Raw genomic sequence first — 22,789 nt, forward strand, 5'->3', positions numbered from 1 at the left:
CTCAGAGGTCGAAGTCACCTGCCGCTTCTGGCTGGTATTCGACTTCAAGCAGCTTGAGCTTGAGGGTCTTGCCGCCCGGGGCCGGCCAGTCGATCTGCTCGCCTACCGACAAGCCCAGCAGCGCGCTGCCGATCGGCGCGAGGATGGAGATCTTGCCTTCGTCGGCGTTGGCGTCTTTCGGGTAGACCAGGGTCAGGTGGTAGTCCTTGCCGCTGGCTTCTTCGCGGCAATGAACCCGGGAGTTCATGGTCACGACACCGGCCGGAACTTCCTCGTGACCGACCTGGTCGGCGCGGTCGAGCTCGTCCTGCAAGGCGAGCACACCCGGCGAGTCCTGCGTCTTCTCATCGAGGCTGTCGATCAGACGCTCGAGACGCTGCACGTCCAAGCGGGTGACGATAATGGAAGGGTGGGTGCTCATGATCCGGTCAGACTCCTTTTTTTGGGCGATATAAAGCAAAACCCCGCCCAAGGGCGGGGTTTGCAGGAATTCGGCACAGCCGAAACAGGTTCGACACTACCACAGCCAAGTAAATACACAATACCCGCAGGGTCTATGCCAACCCGGCCAGCTGTCGACGCGCCAGCGCCTCGCGGCAGATCTGCCGGCGCTGCTCGTCATCGGCCGCGCGCCACTGGCGAATGTCCTCGACATGGCGATAGCAACCGATGCAGACCTTGTGTTCATCCAGCCGGCAGGTGCTGATGCACGGCGACGGTACTGCCGGGCTGACGTTACTGTAGAGCGGCTTGGCCGGCTTGGCTGCGCTGCTCATCAGATGTCGTCGAAATCGAGCTTTTCACCCGCCCGCTCCCAGACGATGCGCTCCAGCATCTCGCCCAGCAGCTCCTCGGTCTTTTCACAGGTCCACTTGCCGTTCTGCTCGTCGTAGTCGAAGTGGAAACCACCGGACTTGTCGGCCAGCCACAGCTGGCGCAGCGGTTCCTGGCGGCTGAAGATCAGCTGGCTGCCGTTGTCGAACTTGATGGTCAGGACCCCTGCCGAGTTCTCCATGTCCAGATCCAGGTCAGTCTCGTCGAACAGGTCTTCCAGCGCCTGTTGGGTCGCGTCGACCAGGTCGTGAAAACGCGCTTCGGTCAAACTCATTGCAAGAACCTCAAAAATGTCTGCACACACGCAAGCCGGGCAAGATACGAGCGCGGCGCGCCGAATGCAAAGGATACCGACCTGCGCCAGGCAGCGCAGCCACCACCCCGCCCGACGGCGGGTTGCCCGCATAGGCAAGGGGCCGGGCGCTCGGTATACTCGGGCGCAATACTGCTTATTACAAAGGATTACGCCATGAAGCGCCTGATCTCCACCCTCGCGGCGCTCGTCGCGGTTGCCTGCCTCGTTTCCGCCTGCGGCCAGAAGGGCCCGCTGTACCTGCCAGACGACAGCAAAGACGGTAAAAAGTCGCAATCGCACAAGCACCAGTAAGGGTAACCCATGGACGCTTTCAACTACCGCGACGGTCAGCTGTTCGCGGAAGGCGTGGCCCTGTCGGCCATCGCCGAACGTTTCGGCACGCCGACCTACGTCTACTCGCGCGCCCACATCGAGGCCCAGTACCGTAGCTACGCCGATGCTCTGGAGGGTGTTTCGCACCTGGTGTGCTTCGCCGTCAAGGCCAACTCCAACCTCGCTGTGCTGAACCTGCTGGCCCGCCTGGGCGCAGGTTTCGACATCGTTTCCGGCGGTGAGCTGGAGCGTGTACTGGCCGCGGGCGGGCGTGCCGATCGCGTGGTGTTCTCCGGCGTCGGCAAAACCCGCGAAGACATGCGCCGCGCCCTGGAAGTCGGCGTGCACTGCTTCAACGTCGAATCCACCGACGAGCTCGAGCGCCTGCAGGTAGTGGCCGCCGAAATGGGTGTACGCGCGCCGGTTTCGCTGCGGGTCAACCCGGACGTCGATGCCGGTACCCACCCGTACATTTCCACGGGCCTGAAAGAAAACAAGTTCGGTATCGCCATCGCCGATGCCGAAGAGGTGTACATCCGCGCCGCGCAACTGCCGAACCTGGAAGTGGTCGGCGTCGACTGCCATATCGGCTCGCAGCTGACCACCCTGGAACCCTTCCTCGATGCCCTCGACCGCCTGCTGGCGTTGATCGACCGCCTCGGCGACTGCGGCATCCTCCTGCGTCACCTGGACCTGGGTGGCGGCGTCGGTGTGCGTTATCGCGACGAAGAGCCGCCGCTGGCCGGCGACTACATCAAGGCCATCCGCGAGCGCGTCGGCGACCGCGACCTGGCCCTGGTGTTCGAGCCGGGCCGCTATATCGTCGCCAACGCTGGCGTGCTGCTGACCCAGGTCGAGTACCTCAAGCACACCGAGCACAAGGATTTCGCCATCGTCGATGCGGCGATGAACGACCTGATCCGCCCAGCCCTGTACCAGGCCTGGATGAACGTCACGGCGGTGCAACCGCGTGCCGGCGAAGGCCGTGTTTACGACATCGTCGGGCCGATCTGCGAAACCGGCGACTTCCTCGCCAAGGAGCGCGAGCTGAACCTGGCCGAAGGCGACCTGCTGGCGGTGCACTCGGCGGGCGCCTATGGTTTTGTCATGAGCTCGAACTACAACACCCGTGGTCGTTGTGCCGAAGTGCTGGTCGATGGTGACCAGGCCTTCGAAGTGCGTCGTCGCGAAACCGTGGCCGAGTTGTTCGCCGGCGAAAGCCTGCTGCCGGAGTAAACCCATGCTGCTGCGTTTTACCAAGATGCATGGGCTGGGCAACGACTTCATGGTCCTCGACCTGGTCAGCCAGCATGCGCACATTTTGCCCAAGCACGCCAAGCAATGGGGCGACCGCCACACCGGCATCGGTTTCGACCAGTTGCTGATCGTCGAGGCGCCGAGCAATCCGGAAGTGGATTTCCGCTACCGGATCTTCAACGCCGACGGCTCCGAGGTCGAACAGTGCGGCAACGGTGCGCGCTGCTTTGCGCGCTTCGTGCTGGACAAGCGCCTGACTGCGAAAAAACGCATCCGCGTTGAAACCAAAGGCGGCATCATCGAGCTGGACGTGCGCAACGACGGGCAGATCAGCGTCGACATGGGCCCGCCGCGGCTGGTGCCGGCCGAGATCCCGTTCGACGCGCCGGCTCAGGCCCTGAGCTATCCGCTCGAGGTTGCCGGGCGCACTGTCGAACTGGCGGCCGTGTCGATGGGCAACCCCCATGCGGTGCTGCGCGTCGACGACATCAACGCCGCGCCGGTGCACGAGCTGGGCGCGCAGATCGAACATCACCCGCGCTTCCCGCAGCGGGTCAATGTCGGTTTCATCCAGGTCATCGACCGCCACCGCGCGCAACTGCGGGTGTGGGAACGCGGCGCGGGCGAAACCCAGGCCTGCGGTACCGGTGCCTGCGCCGCTGCCGTGGCGGCGATCAGCCAGGGCTGGATGGATTCACCGCTGTTGATCGACCTGCCGGGTGGGCGCCTGTCCATCGAATGGGCAGGCCCGGGCAAACCGGTGTTGATGACCGGCCCCGCCGTACGTGTGTTTGAAGGACAGGTTCGTCTATGAGTGAGTACCAGCCATGACCGATCAGCCCCAGGCTCCCGCCGAACAGCCCACCGACCTTAGCGCCGAGGGCTCGACGCCCACCCTCGGGGCTGAGGCCGTGGTTGCCTACCTGCGCGACAACCCGACGTTCTTCGCCGAGCACGACGAACTGCTCAGCGAGCTGCACATTCCCCATCAGCGTGGCGATAGCGTGTCGCTGGTCGAGCGCCAGCTCAAGCTGCTGCGCGACCGCAATATCGAGATGCGTCACCGCCTGTCGCAACTGATGGACGTGGCCCGCGACAACGACCGGCTGTTCGACAAGACCCGCCGGCTGATCCTCGACCTGCTCGATGCTGACAGCCTCGAAAGCGTGGTGATGGCCGTCGAAGACAGCCTGCGCCAGGAGTTCAAGGTGCCCTTCGTCAGCCTGATTCTGTTCGGTGAAACCGCCGCGCCGGTCGGCCGCTGGGTCAACAGCGGCGACGCCCAGCAAGCCATTGGTGGCCTGTTGTGCGCCGGCAAGACGGTCAGCGGCAACTTGCGCGATCATGAGCTGGACTTCCTGTTCGGCGAAGAGCAGCGCAAGGAAGTCGGCTCCAGCGCCGTCGCCACCCTCAACCACCAGGGCCTGCACGGCGTACTGGCGATCGGTAGTCGCGACCCGCAGCATTACAAGAGCACAGTCGGTACCCTGTTCCTCAGCTACATCGCCGAAGTACTCGGCCGGGTCGTCCCGCGCCATACCCAGACCCTGCGTCCGGTGCGCTAGTGGAACGCCAGCTGGAGGCCTTCTGCGCGCACTTGCGCAACGAGCGCCAGGTGTCCGAACACACCCAGCTGGCCTACCGACGCGACCTCGAAAGCGTCCTGGCGTTCTGCACCAAGAGCGGCATCGACAGCTGGAACGCCCTGCAGATCCAGCACCTGCGCCAACTGATCGCCCGCCAGCATCACCAGGGCCAGTCCTCGCGCAGCCTTGCCCGCCTGCTCTCAGCGGTGCGCGGCTTCTACCGTTACCTCAACCGTGAAGGCCACTGCAGCCACGATCCGGCCAACGGCCTGTCGGCGCCCAAGGGCGAACGGCGCCTGCCCAAGACCCTCGACACCGACCGTGCCCTGCAACTGCTGGAAGGCGCGGTCGAAGATGAATTTCTCGCCCGCCGCGACCAGGCCATGCTCGAGCTGTTCTACTCCTCCGGCCTGCGCCTGTCGGAGCTGACCAGCCTCAACCTGGAGCAGCTCGACCTGCCCGGCGGCCTGGTGCAAGTCCACGGCAAGGGCAGCAAGACCCGCGTACTGCCGGTCGGGCGCAAAGCCCGCGAGGCGCTGGAGCAATGGCTGGTGCTGCGCGCCGGCAGCGGCCCGCAGGACGGCGCGGTGTTCGTCAGCCAGCAGGGCCGGCGCCTGGGCCCACGCGCCATTCAACTGCGGGTGCAAGCCGCTGGCGCCCGCGAACTGGGCCAGAACCTGCATCCGCACATGTTGCGACACTCCTTCGCCAGCCACCTGCTGGAATCGTCCCAGGACCTGCGCGCCGTACAAGAGATGCTCGGCCACGCCGACATCGCCACCACGCAGATCTACACTCACCTGGACTTCCAGCACCTGGCCGCCGTGTATGACAGCGCCCACCCCCGGGCCAAACGCAGTAAGGGCAGTGACTCATGAGCATCAAGCTGATCACCTTCGACCTCGACGACACCCTGTGGGACACCGCACCAGTGATCGTCAGCGCCGAGACCACCCTGCGCGACTGGCTAGCGGCCAATGCGCCAACCCTGGGCGCGGTTCCGGTCGAGCACCTGTACGCCATTCGCGAGCGCCTGGTGCAGGCAGAACCCGGGCTCAAGCACCGCATCAGCGCCCTGCGCCGGCGCGTACTGTTCCATGCCCTGGAAGAGGTCGGCTACAGCGAGAACAAAGCCCGTGAGCTGGCCAACGAAGGCTTTGAAGTGTTCCTCCACGCCCGCCACCAGATCGATATCTTCCCTGAGGTGCAGCCGGTGCTGGAGATCCTCCGTCACCACTACACCCTGGGCGTGGTCACCAATGGCAACGCCGATGTGCGCCGCCTGGGCCTGGCCGATTACTTCAAATTTGCCCTGTGCGCCGAAGACCTAGGCATCGGCAAACCCGACCCGCAACCCTTCCTCGAAGCCCTGCGCCAGGGCGAAGTCGAGGCGACTGCGGCGGTGCACATTGGCGATCACCCCGGCGATGACATTGCCGGGGCCCAGCGCGCCGGCCTGCGGGCGATCTGGTTCAACCCCCAGGGCAAGGCCTGGGAAGCCGAGAACCGCCCTGACGCGGAGATCCAGCGCCTGTCGCAGCTGCCTGAACTGCTCAACAGCTGGCGCTGAAGCGCAGACACAAAAAAGCCCGCAGCGACGGCGGGCTTTCTTGCTGACGGGGCCACTCAGATAGGGCGGCTACCGTACTTGTTGTCCGGCTTCTTGGGCGGATCGGCGACCACGTTGGCCTCCACTTCCTGCACCTTGCCACCACGGGAGAGAAACTCTTCCATGGCCTTGGCCAGGGCATCTCGCTCCTTCTGCTTGGCTTCCATGCTCGGCATGTCTTCTACCGAGACTGCCGCCGACTTCGACTTGCCTTTGGCTACGGGAGCCGGGCTGTCGTCGCCGCTGTCGTCAGCCACATCATCGGCTGCCGCTTCGAGGCCTTCATCGCCTTCGTCTTCATCGCCTACTTCGAGGTCGTCAGTTTCCAGATCGTCGTCGCTCATGTTCTACCTCATGACTTGCGAAAAGCAGATTAGTTATAGACCAGCAACGTCGAAAATCGACAGCTGCCAGAAAAAATTCAAGCGCCGCAGGCAGGCTGCGGGCCGTGGTTGCGCCACAACGAATGGCGAGAACCGGGCAAACCCCACGTCACGGGCGAGGTCTGTACAAATAAAGAGCGGGCGGCGGTAATGCGCCGACATACCCTGGCATGATCGACTCGCTTATTGGCAAGCCTAGCAAAGGGTACGGAAGTTTGCGGACAGCTCGTCAGCACCCTTCGGCGCGCATTCTAGCGTGCTCAGAGAAAAAGCAAAGTGCCTAAATTTCACTGAGCGCTGTAAGTTTTCTGCCCACGTCGCACGCAGCCATCAAAGCGCGGCAAGAAACCGTTTGCGCCTGAGAGAAGTGACAAAATCCGGACAAAAAAATGCCCGGCAAGCCGGGCAAGATTTTTTCGAGGACGTTACAGGTTGTAGCCGCGCTCGTTGTGTTGCGCCAGGTCGAGACCGACCGACTCTTCTTCTTCGTTGACCCGCAGGCCCATGACCAGATCCAGCACCTTGAGAATCACGTAGGTGACGATCGCGGTGTAGATCACGGTAAAGCCGACGCCCTTGGCCTGAATCCAGACTTGCGCGCCGATGTCTTCGACGGTGCCGAAGCCGCCCAGTGCCGGGGCTGCGAACACGCCGGTGAGGATCGCGCCGACAATACCGCCGATGCCGTGCACGCCGAAGGCATCCAGGGAGTCGTCGTAGCCCAGCTTGCGCTTGAGGCTGGTGGCGCAGAAGTAGCAGATCACGCCCGCCACCAGGCCGATTACCAGGGCGCCCATCGGCCCGACAGTGCCGGCAGCCGGGGTGATGGCCACAAGACCTGCGACCACGCCCGAGGCGATGCCCAGTGCGCTTGGCTTACCGTGGGTCAGCCACTCGGCGAACATCCAGCCCAGGGCCGCTGCGGCGGTAGCGATCTGGGTCACCAGCATGGCCATGCCGGCGGTGCCATTGGCGGCAGCGGCGGAGCCTGCGTTGAAGCCGAACCAGCCAATCCACAGCATGGCCGCGCCCATCAGCGTATAGCCGAGGTTGTGCGGCGCCATTGGCGTGGTCGGGAAGCCCTTGCGCTTGCCCAATACCAGGCAGGCCACCAGGCCGGCAATACCGGCGTTGATGTGCACCACGGTGCCGCCCGCGAAGTCGAGCACGCCCCAGTCCCACATCAGGCCGCCGTTACCGCTCCAGACCATGTGGGCGATGGGCGCGTAGACCAGGGTGAACCAGATGGCCATGAAGATCAGCATCGCCGAGAACTTCATGCGCTCGGCAAAGGCGCCGACGATCAGCGCCGGGGTGATGATCGCGAAGGTCATCTGGAAGGTGATGAACACCGCTTCAGGGAACAGCGCCGCCGAAGAGGTCAGGCTCGCCGGGGTCACGCCGGCGAGGAACGCCTTGGACAGACCGCCAACGAAGGAATTGAAGTTGACGACACCTTGCTCCATACCGGTGGTATCGAAGGCCAGGCTGTAGCCGTAAACCACCCACAGGACGCTGATCAGGCCGGTGATCGCAAAGCACTGCATCATCACCGACAGCACGTTCTTGGAACGCACCATGCCGCCGTAGAACAGGGCCAGACCAGGGATGGTCATGAACAGCACCAGGGCTGTAGCGGTCAACATCCAGGCGGTGTCGCCGGAGTTGAGCACGGGGGCTGCCGCCTCCTCTGCCAGGGCCAGGCCAGGCATTACGAGGGACAAAAGGGCTCCTAGCCCTGCGAACTGACGCAGAGTCATATTGTTATCTCCTGGGGCGTTGGGGTTTGGTGAGGCTTTTTTAGATCGCGTCGGTATCGGTTTCGCCGGTACGGATGCGAATCGCCTGCTCCAGATTGACCACGAAAATCTTGCCGTCACCGATCTTGCCGGTGTTGGCCGCCTTGGTGATCGCCTCGATGACCCGGTCCAGATCCTTGTCGTCGATGGCGACGTCGATCTTCACCTTGGGCAGAAAATCGACCACATATTCAGCGCCGCGATACAGCTCGGTGTGACCTTTCTGCCGGCCGAAACCTTTGACTTCAGTGACAGTGATGCCCTGCACGCCGATTTCGGACAGCGACTCGCGCACGTCGTCCAACTTGAACGGCTTGATGATGGCAGTGACTAGCTTCATGAAACTCTCTCCCGAATTGGTGGACTTGCCCCAGGAAAACAAACCCGACTCAAGTCTAAGCGCAGTGCCTGGCTTTGTAACGCGTCGTCATGGTGACTGCATCAGTGCATGGGTCATGAAGGACATAGCAGAAACCTTGCCAGAATGGTTAAAGCCCAGAATTACAGGGACTTAGGTTGCACAACCCGACTTGGCCAGTCGCCAGCACGGGTTTGCTGCACAACAACGGTGCGCGGCGTTTCGCCGCCATGCGCGAAAAGCGTGCAGCATTGGGGCGCTGAGGCTGCGTGTTACACTGGCGCCCCATTGCATACTGTGGACAGCCGAACATGCTCGCGCCCAAAGCCTTTCTTGATGCCCTGAGCGACCAGGCCTCGCGCCTGTTCAGCAGCGACACCTCGCAGCCTCGCAGCGAAATCGAAAGCCAGTTCAAAGCCCTGCTGCAAAGCGGCTTCAGCAAACTCGAGCTGGTCAGCCGGGAAGAATTCGACAGCCAGATGGTCGTCCTGGCCCGCACCCGCGCCCGTCTTGAGGCGCTCGAAGCCAAGGTCGCGGAAATGGAAGCACGCCTGAACCCGCCTGCTGCCGAGTGAGCTTGCGATGACGCCTTCTACTGAGTACCCGGTGCTGTTGTTCTCCTATGGCACCCTGCAGGACAAAGCTGTGCAGTTGGCCAACTTCGGCCGTGAACTGGTCGGCCAGGAGGACCAGATGCTCGGTTACAGCCAGGCCTGGGTGGAAATCACCGACCCGCAAGTCCTGGCCACCAGCGGCAAGACCCACCACCCGATCGTCACCCCCAGCAGCAATGCCGACGACAGCGTGGCCGGCATGGTCTTGCAGATCAGCGAAGCCGAACTTGCCGCGGCGGATGCCTATGAAGTGTCCGACTACAAGCGGGTTGCGGTGACCCTGGCCTCTGGTCTGACGGCCTGGGTTTACGTGCGCGCCTGAGCGACGCGGTAGTGGTCAAGGCGTCGCCCATAACGCTCGGCGTGGCTGGCTGTACTGGCCTCATCGCGGGTCAAGCCCGCTCCTACAAGCCTGAGAACAGTGCTGAACCTGTCGGAGCTGGCTTGCCGGCGATCGAGTGCGCAGCGCTCGCACTAGTGGTCCTGTAAAAACCAGACTCACTCTTCCCCGCCCCGATCCGCTCCACCCCACTACGCTTGCAGAGCCGCAGGACGCGGCTTTGTCTAGATCATGGAGCGTTCATGTCCCTCGCCCTTGTCCACAGCCGTGCCCAGGTCGGTGTTTCGGCCCCGGCGGTCAGTGTTGAAGCGCATCTGGCCAATGGTCTGCCGGCACTGACCCTGGTTGGCCTGCCGGAAGCGACCGTGAAAGAAAGCAAGGATCGGGTGCGCAGCGCGATCCTCAATTCCGGCCTGGAATTCCCCGCCCGGCGCATCACCCTTAACCTTGCTCCCGCGGATTTACCCAAGGATGGCGGACGCTTTGACCTAGCCATCGCCCTGGGGATCCTTGCCGCCAACGGCCAGTTCCCGATTGCAGCGCTTGGCGAGGTGGAATGCCTGGGTGAACTGGCGCTGTCCGGGGCAATCCGCTCGGTGCAAGGCGTACTGCCCGCTGCCTTGGCGGCACGAGAAGCCGGCCGGGCCTTGGTGGTGCCGCAAGAGAATGCCGAAGAAGCCTGTTTAGCATCGGGCCTGGTAGTGTTTGCAGTCAGTCACCTGCTGGAACTGGTCGCCCACTTCAACGGCCAGAGCCCGCTCAATCCCTACGCTGCCAACGGCCTGTTGCTACAGATCCGTCCCTACCCCGACCTCAACGAAGTACAGGGCCAGCAAGCCGCCAAGCGCGCACTGCTGGTTGCCGCCGCCGGTGCGCACAACCTGCTGTTCAGCGGCCCACCGGGCACCGGCAAGACCCTGCTCGCCAGCCGCCTGCCCGGCCTGTTGCCACCGCTGGATGAACGCGAAGCGCTGGAGGTGGCGGCGATACAGTCGGTGGCCAGCCATGTGCCGCTGAACAGTTGGCCGCAGCGGCCGTTTCGCCATCCGCATCACTCGGCCTCCGGTGCTGCGCTGGTCGGCGGTGGCAGCCGACCGCAACCAGGAGAGATAACCCTGGCCCATCACGGCGTGCTGTTTCTCGATGAACTGCCGGAGTTCGAGCGGCGGGTACTGGAAGTGCTGCGCGAACCGCTGGAATCCGGCGAAATCGTCATCGCCCGGGCCAAGGACAAAATCCGCTTTCCAGCGCGCTTCCAGCTGGTCGCCGCCATGAACCCCTGCCCCTGTGGATATCTTGGCGACCCCACCGGCCGCTGTCGCTGCAGCAGCGAACAGATCCAGCGCTACCGCAACAAACTCTCCGGGCCCCTGCTCGACCGTATCGACCTGCACCTGACCGTCGCCCGCGAAGCCACGGCACTGTCCACCAACAGCAGCCACGGCGAAAGCAGCGCCACCATTGCCGCGCAAGTCACCGCCGCCCGCGACATCCAGCAACAGCGCCAGGGCTGTGCCAACGCCTTCCTCGACCTGCCCGGCCTGCGCCATTACTGCGGGTTATCCACAGCCGACCAGAGCTGGCTGGAAAGCGCCTGCGAACGCCTGACCCTGTCCTTGCGCGCCGCCCATCGCCTGCTCAAGGTGGCGCGCACCCTGGCCGACCTGGAACAGGCTGAAAACATCGGACGCGGGCACCTGGCTGAAGCGCTGCACTATCGCCCGAGCAACCAGTAGTAATTGCCCGCATTCTGCTCTTAACTTGGCAACAGCCCACCGCACCGAGACCGGTATGTTCGCATTCGCCCAGAGTTACCCGCTGTTGCTCGGCATTACCCTGATCGTGCTCGACCTCACGCTCTGGCAACTGATACCCGTCAATCGCCGGCCCTGGCGCATCGCTGCGCGTTTGCTGGTGTTTTCGCTGTTCACCTGGGTGCTGATCAGCGCCGGGGTCAGCCCGCTACAACCTGCGCCCTGGGTCGAGGATGTGCCGCGTAATCTGCTCGCTACGGTGCTGGGGATTGCCTGGTGGCTGTTTGCGGCGCGTACCGCGACGGTGGTGATTGGCTTGGTGCTGGTGGCCCGTAGCGGCCACACCGGGCGCTTGCTGCAGGATGTGCTGGGGGCGGTGATTTTCCTGGTGGCCATTGTGGCTGCGGCGGCCTATGTGTTGCAGTTGCCGGTCAAAGGCCTGCTGGCAACCTCGGGGGTGATGGCGATCGTCATCGGCCTGGCGCTGCAGAGCACGCTCAGCGACGTGTTCTCCGGCATTGTGCTGAACACCACCCGCCCCTATCAGATCGGCGACTCGATCAGCATCGACGGTACCGAAGGCAAGGTCATCGAGATCGACTGGCGCGCCACCCGCTTGCTAACTGGCAACGGCAGCATGGCGGTGATTCCCAACTCGGTGGCGGCCAAGGCCAAGCTGCTTAATTTCAGCCAGCCCAGCGATGTGCATGGCGTCTCCATCAGCGTCGTGGTGCCGGCCAAGGTACGCCCGCGACGGGTGCTCGATGCCCTGGAAAAAACCCTGCAAGGCACACGTACCTTGCTGACCAGCCCGGCACCGAAAGCCACGATCAAGAGTTCGAGCCTGGAATCGGTGGAGTACGAGGCCAGCGGTTTTGTCAGTGCCATGAGCCAGAAGACCGAGGTGCGTAACCATATGTTCGACCTCGCCCACCGGCACCTGGAAGCCGCCGGCGTAGTGTGGAACAGCGACTCCCAGCAAGGCCAGGTGTGGAACCGTCAGCGCGCCCTGCTCGAAGACGTGCGCATCTTCCGTTCGCTCAGCAACGAGGAAAAAGACAACCTCAGCCAGCGCATGACCGCCGTGGAATACCTGGCCGACCAGGTGATCCTCGGCGTCGGCGACAGCTCGGATTACCTGCTGGTGATTGGCACCGGGGTAGTGTCGGTGGGTGTTAGTGATGGCGACAAGCAGCTCGAAGCCGGGCGCATGGGTCCGGGCGAGGTGTTGGGGGTGGAAGGCCTGCTCGAAGCGGAAGACTCCACTGCCGAGTTCCGCACCCTGACCAGCTGCATCCTCTACCGTATCGACAAGGACGAAGTACGCAGTTGCCTGGAACAACGCACCGAGGTCAAGACCGCTCTGATCAAGTTGCAACGCATCCGCCAGCAAACCCGCCAGTCACTGCTCGAGCAAAAACCTGCAGCCATCAAGAAAGGCGGCTTTCTCAGCTGGCTGCACAAGTAGCGGTCAGAGCACCACGCGCAAGCACTGCCCGGCGTGATACAGCGAGAACCCGGTTTCGTAGAAGCCGGTCCGCAGCGCCGGCGCCGACACCGGTTTCATTGCCGAGAACGGAATCGGCAAGGCATCCGGGTTATCGCACAACAGGTACTGGGCGAAGGCTTTGCCGATCACTGTGCCGGTGGTGTTGCCACGGCCGTTGTAGCCGGTAACGGCGACGATGCCCGGCGCTGGCTCGAACAGGCGCATCAGGTGGTCCGGGGTGAAGTCGATGCAACCGGTCCAATGCATTTCCCACTCGACTTTGCCCAGTTGCGGGAAGTAATGGTTCTGGATGCGATCGGCCCAGCTGCGGATGAACCAGGCCGGCTTGTTGTCGACCCGCCCAAGGCTGCCGAGCAACAGCCGCCCCTGATCATCGCGACGGATGCTGCTGAGCACCGTGCGCGTATCCCATGAACCCTGGCCGTGCTTGAGCACGTTGTCGGCAGCGGCGCCTTGCAGCGGTACCGAAGCGACCTGGTAGTAGTAACCGCGGAAGAACTGGCGTTGCAGGTTGGTCCAGTCGCCCTCGGTGTAGGCGCCGGTGGAGATCACCACCTTGTCGGCACTGACCGAACCCTGGGCGGTTTTCACTCGCCAATTGCTGCCTTCACGCTCCAGGCCTTGCACGACGGACTGCTGGAAGATCTGCCCGCCCAGGCGCTCGACCGCAGCGGCCAAGCCCTGGGTATACCCCATGGGGTTGATGGTGCCGGCGCGGCGATCGAGCAGCGCGGCGGAAATCTTGTCGGTACCGCAATATTCTTCGCACTTTGCCCCGGTCAGCAGTTCGACATCGGCACCGCGACTGCTCCATTGCTGGTGGCGGGCTTCGAGGTCGGCAACGCCGGTGGCGTTGTGGGCCATGTGCAGGGTGCCGCTGTTGTGCGCCTGGCAGTCGATACCCAGGCGTTCGATGGTGGCGAACACCTCGCCCGGCGCTTCGCCCAGCACCTTGTTCAGGCGGCTGCCTTGCTTCTGGCCCAGGGTCGCTTCGACGTCGTCCGGGCGAATCCAGGTGCCGGCGTTGACCAGGCCAACGTTGCGCCCGGAACCTCCGTGGCCGATTTTCCAGGCTTCGAGCAGGATGACTGACTTGCCCTGCTCAAGCAGGTGGATGGCTGCCGACAGGCCAGTGATGCCGCCGCCGATGATGCACACATCGGCCTTGAGTTCGGCGCTCAGCACACGGGATGACGCGGCGGGCTGGGTGACGTGTTCCCAGAGGCATTGTTGACGCAGTTCTGGCATGGCCGGCTTCCTGTTTTATTCTTGTGCGGTGGTGTTCTGATCGCGGGACAAGCCCGCCCCCACAGAGATCACCTCCCCTGTGGGAGCGGGCTTGCCCCGCGATAGGGCCCGTCAGTCGAACACGATCCCCTGCGCCAACGGCAGCTCGCGGGAATAGTTCACGGTATTGGTCTGCCGGCGCATGTAGGCCTTCCACGAATCCGAGCCCGACTCACGGCCACCGCCGGTTTCCTTCTCACCGCCAAACGCCCCGCCAATCTCCGCACCGCTGGTGCCAATATTGACGTTGGCAATCCCGCAGTCACTGCCCGCGGCGCTCTGGAAGCGCTCGGCTTCGCGCAGGTCGGTGGTGAAGATGCACGACGACAAACCTTGCGGCACTTCGTTGTTCAGGCGCAGGGCTTCTTCGAACTCGTCGTACGCCAGCACGTAGAGAATCGGTGCAAAGGTTTCATGACGAACCACGGCGCTCTGGCCAGGCATCTCGACGATCGCCGGGGCCACGTAGTAGGCATTCGGGTACTGGTCCTGAATCTGCCGCTCACCGCCAAACACCTGGCCGCCTTCATCGCGGGCGCGCGCCAAAGAGTCCTGCATGCCTTCGAACGAAGCCTTGTCGATCAGCGGGCCGACCAGGTTGTCCTTGCGCGGGTCGCCGATACGAACCTTGGCGTAGGCGGCTTTGACCCGGGCAACCACTTCGTCCTTGATCGAGCGATGGACGATCAGCCGGCGCAAGGTGGTGCAGCGCTGGCCAGCAGTACCGACGGCGCTGAAGAGGATGCCGCGCACGGCCAGATCCAGGTCGGCACTCGGTGCAAGAATCATCGCGTTGTTGCCACCGAGTTCGAGGATGCTGCGGCCGAAACGTGCAGCCACCCGCGGGCCGACTTCACGGCCCATGCGGGTGCTGCCGGTGGCGCTGACCAGCGGCACGCGCGGATCGTCGACCAGCGCTTCGCCGGCCTCACGATCACCGATGATCAACTGGCTCAGGCCTTCTGGCGCATCACCAAAGGCTTTCAGGGCTTTTTCGAACAGCGCCTGGCAGGCCAGCGCGGTCAGCGGGGTTTTCTCCGACGGCTTCCAGACCACGGCGTTGCCGCACACCAATGCCAGGGTGGTATTCCAGGCCCAGACCGCGACGGGGAAGTTGAAGGCGCTGATCACTCCAACCACGCCCAACGGGTGCCAGGTTTCACGCATATGGTGGCCCGGGCGCTCGGAGGCGATAGTCAGGCCATAGAGCTGACGCGACAGGCCGACGGCGAAGTCGCAGATGTCGATCATTTCCTGCACTTCGCCCAGGCCTTCCTGGGTGATCTTGCCGGCTTCGATCGACACCAGCTCGCCGAGCTCGGCCTTGTGCTTGCGCAATACTTCGCCGAACAGGCGGATCAACTCACCGCGGCGTGGGGCCGGGACGTTGCGCCAGGCCTGGAAGGCTTTTTCGGCCTGATCGATCTTGGCGGTTACCTGGGCTTTGCTTTCCAGGTGCACCGCGGCAATCGCGCTGCCATCGATAGGGGTGTGAACGGGATGGTTACCGTGGGTGTAGGCAGTGGCCGGGACACCGAGGCGGTCAAGCAGTCCATCAACCATTTTCTTCTCCTGCATGCGATGAGTGGTTGAAATAGTGATAGGGATCAGTATTAATCCGATCACTCTGGCGCAACAAACGACCTTTATTCTGCATATCATTCCGCCAGGTAATGATCTACTGGCTTAGAGACCGCTATGTCCAAACGTCTGGTGCCATCGATGGCCGCCCTGCAGTGTTTCGAGGCTGCCGCCCGGCACCTGAGCTTCACCCGCGCCGCCGAGGAGCTGCACCTGACCCAGAGCGCAGTGAGCAAGCAGGTGGCCCAGCTTGAAGAGATGCTCCGCCATCATTTGTTTCTGCGCATCCGTCGGCGCCTGCAGCTGACACCAGCAGGCGCGCTGTACCTGGCCGAGGTCAACAAGATTCTCACCCAGGTCGATATGTCCAGCCGTTACATCATGTCCTACGGCGAGCAGACCGAAGTCCTCAAGGTAGCCACTCAACCGAGCTTTGGCGTGCGCTGGCTGATTCCGCACCTCAAGGGCTTCGGCAAGCAGCACCCGAACATCCACCTCGACATCCGCAACGAAATGGAACCCTTCGCCCTGTTGCAGGCGACCGCCGACGTGGTGTTCTTCTTTGGCCAGGGCACCTGGCCTGGCGCGACCTGCATCGAGCTGTTCGGTGAAGAAGTGCTGCCGGTGTGTGCGCCAGAGCTGTTGCAGGGGCGCACACTCAAGGACGCCAGCGAACTGGCCGAACTGGTGCTGCTGCAAAGCACCTCGCGCCCGGAGGCCTGGCATGAGTGGTTCCTGGAGCAAGGCCTGCACTCGGCCCATAGCTATCACGGGCCGCGCTTCGACACCTTCTATATGAGCCTCAGTGCTGCCCAGTCCGGCTGCGGCGTGGCCCTGGTGCCGCGCTACCTGGTGGCCCAGGAGCTGGCCGAGGGCAAACTGGTCGTGCCCTGGCAGCACAGCATGCGTAGCAATGGCGCGCATTTCCTGGCGTTTTCCGAGCATGCCGCCGAAGTGCCGAAGGTGCGCGCCTTGGTCGACTGGATTCGCGCTGAGCTGGCCGGGCAAGATTGATAATTTTTGGAATGACGCATCGACTTTTTTTCGCTTGTGCAGGTACTGCATTCCTCGCTTTCATGTAAGGGTGCCCACTTACCAGGAAGCTTTCGATGCCCGCTCAAGATTTCGTCAGCCCGGACAGCATTCGCGCGCAGTTCTCGGCCGCCATGTCGCTCATGTACAAGCAAGAAGTGCCGCTGTACGGCACGCTGCTGTCGCTGGTGAGCGAAATTAATCAGCAGGTGATGGCTAAGCAACCCGAAGTTGCCCAGGCCCTGCGCTGGACCGGCGAAATCGAGCGCCTCGACCAGGAACGCCACGGCGCCATTCGCGTCGGAACCGCCGAAGAGCTTGCGACCATCGGCCGCCTGTTCGCGGTAATGGGCATGCAGCCGGTGGGCTACTACGACTTGAGCTGCGCCGGTGTGCCGGTGCATTCCACCGCCTTTCGCGCCGTGCACGAGCAAGCGCTGCACATCAGCCCGTTCCGGGTCTTCACCTCCTTGCTGCGCCTGGAACTGATCGACAACCCGGCGCTGCGTGAACTGGCGCGCGAGATTCTTGCCCGGCGGCAGATCTTCACTCCGCGCGCGCTGCAACTGATCGAACAGTTCGAGCGTGCTGGCGGCCTGAATACCGACGATGCCCAGGCGTTTGTCGACGAAGCCCTGCATACCTTCCGCTGGCACCGGGACGCCACGGTGACCGCCGAGCAGTACCAGCAACTGCACGACCAGCACCGCCTGATTGCCGATGTGGTGGCCTTCAAGGGCCCGCACATCAATCACCTGACCCCACGCACCCTGGACATCGATGCCATTCAGCTGGGCATGCCGGCCAAGGGCATTCCGCCCAAAGCCGTGATCGAAGGGCCGCCACCGCGCCGCTGCCCGATACTGCTGCGTCAGACCAGCTTCAAGGCGCTGCAGGAAAAGGTCGCGTTCACCGATCAGCATGGTGAAGGCAGCGGCAGCCATACCGCGCGCTTTGGCGAGATCGAACAACGGGGTGCGGCGCTGACGCCGAAGGGCCGCGAGCTTTACGACCAACTGCTCGATCGCGCCCGGGCGGCGCTAGGTGGTGTGCCGGCCGAGGCCAATGCCGAGCGCTACATGAGCCTGCTCAGCGACAGCTTCAAGGCCTTCCCCGATGACCTGGCGCAGATGCGCGAGCAGGGGCTGGCGTACTTCCGCTACTTTGCCACCGAGCGTGGCCTGGCGGCGCGCGGCGATGCTCAGCGGCCGACGTCACTGCAGGCGTTGATCGATGCCGGGCATATCCACTTCGAGGCCCTGGTGTACGAGGACTTTCTGCCGGTCAGTGCGGCGGGAATCTTCCAGTCGAATCTGGGTGATGATGCGCAGAGCGAGTACGGCAGCAACGCCAACCGCGACGCCTTCGAACAGGCGCTGGGCAAGCCGGTGCAGGATGAGTTGGCGTTGTATGCCGAAAGTGAGCGGCGCTCGCTGATGGCCTGTGCGCAGGCGCTGGATATGCCTGGGCTTTGAGGGCCTCATCGCGGGTCAAGTCGAGGCGTCGCACCGCCGCTCCTACAAAGTCTGTGGGAGCGGCGGTGCGACGCCTCGATTTAACCCGCGATGGCGTCACCGCCCAACCCGAAACCTGTCCACTTCCTGCCGCAACTGCCCCGCCAACCCCTCAAGCTCACGCGCGGTAGCCGCCAGGTTAGTCGCCACCTCATGCTGCTCGCTGTTGGCCAGGGCAATGCTCTGCAGGTTGCGGCTGAGCACGTTCGCCGTGCTGCTCTGCTCCTGGGTAGCGGTGGTAATGGCGGCAAACTGCTCACCCGCCGAGCGGCTGCGCTCATCGATCTGCGCCAGCGCTGCGGCAACCTTGGCATTGCGTTCCAGGCCTTCTTGCATCAGGCGGTTGCCCTGCTCCATGGTGCTGATGGCATTGCCGGTTTCCTGCTGGATGCTGCCGATCATCGCCGAGATTTCATCGGTGGCCTGACGGGTGCGCGAGGCCAGGTTGCGTACCTCGTCGGCGACCACGGCAAAGCCCCGGCCCTGCTCACCGGCCCGCGCCGCTTCGATGGCAGCGTTCAAGGCCAGCAGGTTGGTCTGCTCGGCAATCGAGGTGATCACGCCGACGATGCCGCCAATTTCTTCGGAGCGCAGGCCCAGGGTGTCGATCACCGTGGCGGTGCCGGCCAGGGCGCTGGCGATCTGCTCCAGGGACGATGACGCCTGGTTCATCGAGGCACGGCCAATGTGGGTTTGCTGGACGTTGTCCTGGGCCATGCGTTCGGTGCTGCCCATGTTCTCGGCGATGTTCATCGAGGTGGCGCTGAACTGCTCGACAGCGCCGGCCATGCTGGTGATTTCGCCAGACTGCTGCTCCATGCCCTCACAGGCCCCGGAGGACATGCCCGACAAGGCCTGGGCGCGGCTGCTGACTTGCTCCGCTGCTGCGCGAATGTGCTCGACCATGCTCGCCAGGGCTTCGCCCATCTGGTTGAAACTGTGCGCCAACTGGCCGATTTCGTCATCGCTCGATACCCGCAAGCGCGCCTGCAGGTCACCGGCGCCAAGTGCCTGCGCCTGCTGCAAGAGGTCAGCCAAGGGGCGCAGACGGCGGCGCAACAGCCACAGGGTGGCGGCGACCGCCAGCAACATCGCCAGCAAACTGCCGATGGCCAGGCGCGTGCCGACGCTCCAGGTCACTGCGCGGATTTCCGCCTTCGGCATGCTTGCCACCACCGTCCACGGCCCGCCGGCAAACGCCACGGTCACGCTGAACAGCTCTTCGACGCCGTCATGCCAGAAACGCCCTTCGCCCGCAGTGAAGCCGGCAAGCGCCTGCGCCGCCTGACTGTCCGCACGCACACCTGCTGGCGGCACCAACCAGTGCTGCTTGTCGTCGAGCAAGGCCAGTGAACCGGTCTGGCCGATACGAAAACGCCCGAGGTTGGCGAACTGGGCCTTCTGCGCGTCGGTGTAGTCGAACCCGACAAACAGCACCGCGATCACCCGCCCGCTGCCGTCACGCACCGGGGTGTACTGGGTCATGTAGTCGCGCTCGAACAGGTTGGCCCGGCCAACGTAGGCCTGACCGGCTAGCAAGCGCGCGTAGGCCGGATGCTGGCGATCCAGCAGGGTGCCAATGGCGCGGCTGCCGTCCTGCTTGGTCAGCGAGGTGCTGATGCGAATGAAGTCGTCGCCGCTGCGCACGAACAAGGTGGCAACGCCTGCGGTCATCTGGCGAAAATCATCCACCTGGCGAAAGTCGTTGTTGAGCAGTTGCTCGCCCAGATACAGCGCAGGCGTGGCAACCCCGGCAACCGTCACCGACTCCCCTGGATGCAGCTGCAAACCGGCAGCAAAGCGCTTCTCGAACAGCCCGCTGAGGCGCTGGGTGCTTTCGCGCAGGGTACTGTGGAAAGTGTCGAGCTGATCGGCGAGCAGGCGCGCTTCACTGGCCAGGTGTTCCTGGCGGGTATTCAGGTTGGCGTTGTCCAGCGAACGCAGGGCAAACAGGGTGCTACCGGTAATCACCACAGCCAGCACGATGGCAAGGGCGATACCGAGTTGCGAGGCAATCCGGGCACGGGGTTGAGACATGGAAGCTCCTGGCAAGAGGGGCCGGGATCGTCCTGATCACGCTGACCGTCCGCATCGATACGGGAATCGAACCATCTAGGCGTGGCTCTGATGCCTCTGCTTCGGCGGCCTGACGCAATACTTGAGCGTGCAACAGGGTTATCCTGCGCAAACGGTCAACTCGCTCCGATTGCCGCTGATGTCCCCAGAATTTGAACCTTGGGCAAGTCCATCGAATCCGCCTCGCCCTGCAGGAAGTCGCTCAGACGCCGCAGACGCTCGCCACCGGGGCGGGTTCGCGGCCAGACCAGGTAGTAATCCAGGCCGCTGGCAACCGCTGTCGGCCACGGCAGGCTCAGGCGGCCCTGGGCGACGTCTTCGGCAACCATCAGCAGGTCGCCCATGGACACGCCATAACCGCGAGCGGCGGCGATCATGCCCAGCTCCAGGGTATCGAATACCTGGCCGCCCTTGAGCGACACCTTGTCGGTGAGGTCCATGCGCGCCAGCCAGCTGCGCCAGTCGCGCTTGTCGGGGGTTGGATGCAGCAGCTCGACGCCGGCCAGGCGCCGCTCGTCCCACGGCCCTTCCTTGAGCAGCTCGGGCGCGCCTACCGGGATGAGCAGCTCGGAAAACAGCCGCTTGACCTCCCAGTCCGGCGGAAAGTGACCGTCGCTGAGCAATACCGCGCAGTCGAAAGGCTCATGGTTGAAATCGACATGATCGACATCCATCCAGGCGCTGGTCAGTTGCACTTCGTTGCCCGGCTGCAGGTGGCGAAAGCGACTGAGGCGCGCCAGCAGCCAGCGCATGGTCAGGGTCGAAGGGGCTTTCATGCGCAGGATGTCGTCTTCACTGCGCAGGGTGTTGCAGGCCCGCTCCAGCGCGGCAAAGCCTTCGCGCACCCCTGGCAACAGCAAACGCGCCGCTTCGCTGAGTTGCAGGCTGCGGCCATTGCGCACGAACAAACGGCAGGCAAAGTGCTCTTCAAGGGTGCGGATGTGCCGGCTGACGGCACTCTGGGTTATCGATAACTCATCTGCGGCGCGGGTGAACGAGCTATGCCGGGCCGCCGCTTCGAAGGCCCGCAGTGCATACAGAGGCGGTAAACGGCGAGACATGGCGGCGGGCTCCGGGTTATCCACAGGCAATCGACTGGATCATACTCCCATGAGTTTTAATCATGCCAACCATCGCTATTATCCTTTTGTGGATAACCGCACCAAGCCTCAGACTTTCACGCTTTGAATCTATCGCGTAAGAAAAGGACGACTCCATGCAGGCTGCGCCTACCCAAGAACTCAAGGCTTTGCTGCGCCTGGCCGGGCCGCTGATTGCCTCGCAGTTGGCGCACATGCTGATGGTGCTCACCGACACTCTGATGATGGCCCGCATCAGCCCGCAGGCCCTGGCCGGTGGCGGCCTGGGCGCGGCGAGCTATTCGTTCGTGTCGATCTTTTGCCTGGGCGTGATCGCCGCCGTCGGCACCCTGGTGGCGATTCGCAAGGGTGCTGGCGACATCGCCGGCGCCACCCGCCTGACCCAGGCCGGGTTGTGGCTGGCCTGGGTCATGGCCCTGGTGGCGGCTTTGGCGCTGTGGAACCTGGAGCCGGTACTGCTATTGCTCGGCCAGAGCCCGAACAACGTCGAGGCGGCCGCGCAGTTCCTGCTGCTGCTGCCCTTCGCCCTGCCCGGCTACCTGAGTTTCATGGCCCTGCGCGGCTTTACCAGCGCCATTGGCCGCTCGACGCCGGTGATGGTCATCAGCCTGATCGGCACGGTAGCCAACTTCCTGCTCAACTATGCGCTGATCGAAGGCATGTTCGGCCTGCCGAAGCTGGGCCTGGTGGGTATCGGCCTGGTGACCGCAATCGTTGCCAACTGCATGGCCGTGGCCATGGCGCTGTATATCCGCTGGCACCCGGCCTATGCACCCTACCCGATTCGCCAGGGCCTGAGCCGCCCGTCGTGGCCAGCCCTGCGTGAGCTGTGGCGCCTGGGCCTGCCGATTGGCGGCACCTACACCGTCGAGGTCGGCCTGTTCGCCTTCGCCGCGCTGTGCATGGGCGTGCTCGGCAGCACCGAGCTTGCCGCGCACCAGATCGCCCTGCAGATCGTCTCTACCGCATTCATGATTCCGGCCGGCCTGTCGTACGCCGTGACCATGCGTGTAGGGCTCTATTACGGCGCCGACAACCTGTTGGGGGCACGGCATGCCGGCCGCGTGGGTATCGGTTTTGGCGCGGCGATGATGCTGATGTTCGCCATCCTCTTCTGGCTGCTGCCAGACCCGCTGGTGGGGCTGTTCCTCGACCACGGTGACCCGGCCTTTGCCGACATCATCCAGCTGGCGGTAAGCCTGTTGATGGTCGCCGCCTGGTTCGAGCTGTTCGACGGCGTGCAGACCATTGCCATGGGCTCGATCCGAGGCCTCAAGGATGCCAAGACCACCTTCCTGGTCGGGCTGTTCTGTTACTGGGTGATCGGTGCGCCGGCGGCCTGGCTGCTGGCCTTCAACCTCGGCCTGGGCGCGGTAGGCGTGTGGTGGGGGCTGGCGCTGGGCCTGGCGTGTGCGGCGGTGAGCCTGACCCTGGCATTCGAATGGCGGATGAAGCGCTTGCTGGGCAGTGCCGCTGGGGTGAACAAGGTGACTGCTTCAGTGGTTTGAAGGGCCCCATCGCGGGTCA

At 63.7% G+C, this 22,789-nt stretch carries 23 protein-coding genes; 13 read left to right on the top strand and 10 right to left on the bottom strand.

Going from position 1 to position 22,789, the window contains the following annotated elements; all coding sequences use genetic code 11:
- Position 1: 1 nt before the first annotated feature.
- The 3 genes from rnk to cyaY all read right to left on the bottom strand — a co-directional run bounded on the left by rnk (position 2) and on the right by cyaY (position 1,108).
- Complete coding sequence (gene rnk, locus LOY54_RS26620; protein WP_045200989.1) at positions 2-421, bottom strand: nucleoside diphosphate kinase regulator; 420 nt, start codon at positions 419-421, stop codon at positions 2-4.
- 133 nt (positions 422-554) lie between these two features.
- Positions 555-776, bottom strand: a complete 222-nt coding sequence (locus LOY54_RS26625; RefSeq protein WP_045200987.1) for a DUF1289 domain-containing protein — start codon at positions 774-776, stop codon at positions 555-557.
- The gene (cyaY, locus tag LOY54_RS26630; protein WP_045200985.1) at positions 776-1,108 is read right to left on the bottom strand and encodes an iron donor protein CyaY; all 333 of its coding nucleotides are present in this window, start codon (positions 1,106-1,108) and stop codon (positions 776-778) included. The genes LOY54_RS26625 and cyaY overlap by 1 nt, the downstream gene beginning before the upstream one ends.
- A gap of 195 nt (positions 1,109-1,303) precedes the next feature.
- On the opposite strand from cyaY, the gene lptM reads away from it, so the two are divergent.
- From lptM to LOY54_RS26660, 6 genes are read left to right on the top strand one after another with little or no spacing between them, the layout of a single operon-like run.
- Complete coding sequence (lptM, locus tag LOY54_RS26635; protein WP_045200983.1) at positions 1,304-1,441, top strand: LPS translocon maturation chaperone LptM; 138 nt, start codon at positions 1,304-1,306, stop codon at positions 1,439-1,441.
- A gap of 9 nt (positions 1,442-1,450) precedes the next feature.
- On the top strand, positions 1,451-2,698 hold the full coding sequence (lysA, locus tag LOY54_RS26640; protein ID WP_093378127.1) for a diaminopimelate decarboxylase: 1,248 nt from the start codon (positions 1,451-1,453) through the stop codon (positions 2,696-2,698).
- 4 nt (positions 2,699-2,702) lie between these two features.
- Positions 2,703-3,533 (top strand): diaminopimelate epimerase, encoded by an 831-nt coding sequence (gene dapF, locus LOY54_RS26645; RefSeq protein WP_045200978.1) that lies wholly within the window; start codon positions 2,703-2,705, stop codon positions 3,531-3,533.
- A 13-nt stretch (positions 3,534-3,546) separates the two neighbouring features.
- The gene (locus LOY54_RS26650) at positions 3,547-4,284 is read left to right on the top strand and encodes a DUF484 family protein (RefSeq protein ID WP_045200976.1); all 738 of its coding nucleotides are present in this window, start codon (positions 3,547-3,549) and stop codon (positions 4,282-4,284) included.
- The gene (xerC, locus tag LOY54_RS26655; RefSeq protein WP_213602900.1) at positions 4,284-5,183 is read left to right on the top strand and encodes a tyrosine recombinase XerC; all 900 of its coding nucleotides are present in this window, start codon (positions 4,284-4,286) and stop codon (positions 5,181-5,183) included. Before LOY54_RS26650 ends, xerC begins: the two co-directional genes overlap by 1 nt.
- Positions 5,180-5,875: an HAD family hydrolase gene (locus LOY54_RS26660; protein WP_045200972.1), complete on the top strand. Its 696-nt coding sequence runs from the start codon at positions 5,180-5,182 to the stop codon at positions 5,873-5,875. Before xerC ends, LOY54_RS26660 begins: the two co-directional genes overlap by 4 nt.
- Before the next feature lie 56 nt (positions 5,876-5,931).
- Here LOY54_RS26660 and sutA read toward each other — a convergent pair whose 3' ends face one another.
- The 3 genes from sutA to glnK form a co-directional block, all read right to left on the bottom strand.
- Complete coding sequence (gene sutA, locus LOY54_RS26665) at positions 5,932-6,258, bottom strand: transcriptional regulator SutA (RefSeq protein WP_045200970.1); 327 nt, start codon at positions 6,256-6,258, stop codon at positions 5,932-5,934.
- Positions 6,259-6,722: 464 nt separating this feature from the next.
- Positions 6,723-8,057, bottom strand: coding sequence for an ammonium transporter (locus LOY54_RS26670; RefSeq protein WP_045200968.1), 1,335 nt, complete (start codon positions 8,055-8,057; stop codon positions 6,723-6,725).
- Between the two features lie 40 nt (positions 8,058-8,097).
- Positions 8,098-8,436 (bottom strand): P-II family nitrogen regulator, encoded by a 339-nt coding sequence (gene glnK, locus LOY54_RS26675; RefSeq protein WP_002555808.1) that lies wholly within the window; start codon positions 8,434-8,436, stop codon positions 8,098-8,100.
- 329 nt (positions 8,437-8,765) lie between these two features.
- Between glnK and LOY54_RS26680 the strand changes: the two genes are divergently transcribed.
- The 4 genes from LOY54_RS26680 to LOY54_RS26695 all read left to right on the top strand — a co-directional run bounded on the left by LOY54_RS26680 (position 8,766) and on the right by LOY54_RS26695 (position 12,630).
- Complete coding sequence (locus LOY54_RS26680; protein WP_195885308.1) at positions 8,766-9,029, top strand: accessory factor UbiK family protein; 264 nt, start codon at positions 8,766-8,768, stop codon at positions 9,027-9,029.
- A gap of 7 nt (positions 9,030-9,036) precedes the next feature.
- Entirely contained in the window at positions 9,037-9,390 is a 354-nt protein-coding gene (locus LOY54_RS26685; protein WP_258608605.1) for a gamma-glutamylcyclotransferase family protein, read from the top strand.
- A gap of 260 nt (positions 9,391-9,650) precedes the next feature.
- The gene (locus tag LOY54_RS26690) at positions 9,651-11,144 is read left to right on the top strand and encodes a YifB family Mg chelatase-like AAA ATPase (RefSeq protein ID WP_258608608.1); all 1,494 of its coding nucleotides are present in this window, start codon (positions 9,651-9,653) and stop codon (positions 11,142-11,144) included.
- 55 nt (positions 11,145-11,199) lie between these two features.
- The gene (locus LOY54_RS26695) at positions 11,200-12,630 is read left to right on the top strand and encodes a mechanosensitive ion channel family protein (protein ID WP_093378095.1); all 1,431 of its coding nucleotides are present in this window, start codon (positions 11,200-11,202) and stop codon (positions 12,628-12,630) included.
- A 3-nt stretch (positions 12,631-12,633) separates the two neighbouring features.
- Here LOY54_RS26695 and LOY54_RS26700 read toward each other — a convergent pair whose 3' ends face one another.
- Both LOY54_RS26700 and LOY54_RS26705 read right to left on the bottom strand, forming a co-directional pair.
- Positions 12,634-13,920 carry an FAD-binding oxidoreductase gene (locus tag LOY54_RS26700; protein ID WP_258608609.1) on the bottom strand — a complete coding sequence of 429 codons (1,287 nt, stop codon included), beginning with the start codon at positions 13,918-13,920 and terminating at the stop codon, positions 12,634-12,636.
- A 111-nt stretch (positions 13,921-14,031) separates the two neighbouring features.
- Positions 14,032-15,522: an aldehyde dehydrogenase family protein gene (locus LOY54_RS26705; protein WP_258608610.1), complete on the bottom strand. Its 1,491-nt coding sequence runs from the start codon at positions 15,520-15,522 to the stop codon at positions 14,032-14,034.
- A 135-nt stretch (positions 15,523-15,657) separates the two neighbouring features.
- Here LOY54_RS26705 and LOY54_RS26710 point away from each other — a divergent pair, with 135 nt between their 5' ends.
- A complete protein-coding gene (locus tag LOY54_RS26710) occupies positions 15,658-16,554 on the top strand; it encodes a LysR family transcriptional regulator (RefSeq protein ID WP_038998061.1) in 897 nt (298 codons plus the stop codon).
- A gap of 95 nt (positions 16,555-16,649) precedes the next feature.
- Positions 16,650-18,047: a VOC family protein gene (locus LOY54_RS26715; protein WP_258608617.1), complete on the top strand. Its 1,398-nt coding sequence runs from the start codon at positions 16,650-16,652 to the stop codon at positions 18,045-18,047.
- A 96-nt stretch (positions 18,048-18,143) separates the two neighbouring features.
- Here the strand turns inward: LOY54_RS26715 and LOY54_RS26720 are convergent, their stop codons facing one another.
- On the bottom strand, positions 18,144-20,123 hold the full coding sequence (locus LOY54_RS26720; RefSeq protein WP_258608619.1) for a methyl-accepting chemotaxis protein: 1,980 nt from the start codon (positions 20,121-20,123) through the stop codon (positions 18,144-18,146).
- A 155-nt stretch (positions 20,124-20,278) separates the two neighbouring features.
- Positions 20,279-21,223, bottom strand: a complete 945-nt coding sequence (locus LOY54_RS26725) for a LysR substrate-binding domain-containing protein (RefSeq protein WP_045199635.1) — start codon at positions 21,221-21,223, stop codon at positions 20,279-20,281.
- Positions 21,224-21,378: 155 nt separating this feature from the next.
- On the opposite strand from LOY54_RS26725, the gene LOY54_RS26730 reads away from it, so the two are divergent.
- Positions 21,379-22,770, top strand: a complete 1,392-nt coding sequence (locus LOY54_RS26730; protein ID WP_093378066.1) for a NorM family multidrug efflux MATE transporter — start codon at positions 21,379-21,381, stop codon at positions 22,768-22,770.
- The last annotated feature ends 19 nt before the right edge of the window (positions 22,771-22,789 follow it).

The organism is Pseudomonas sp. B21-032 (genome assembly GCF_024748965.1).
Taxonomy (GTDB): Bacteria; Pseudomonadota; Gammaproteobacteria; order Pseudomonadales; family Pseudomonadaceae; genus Aquipseudomonas.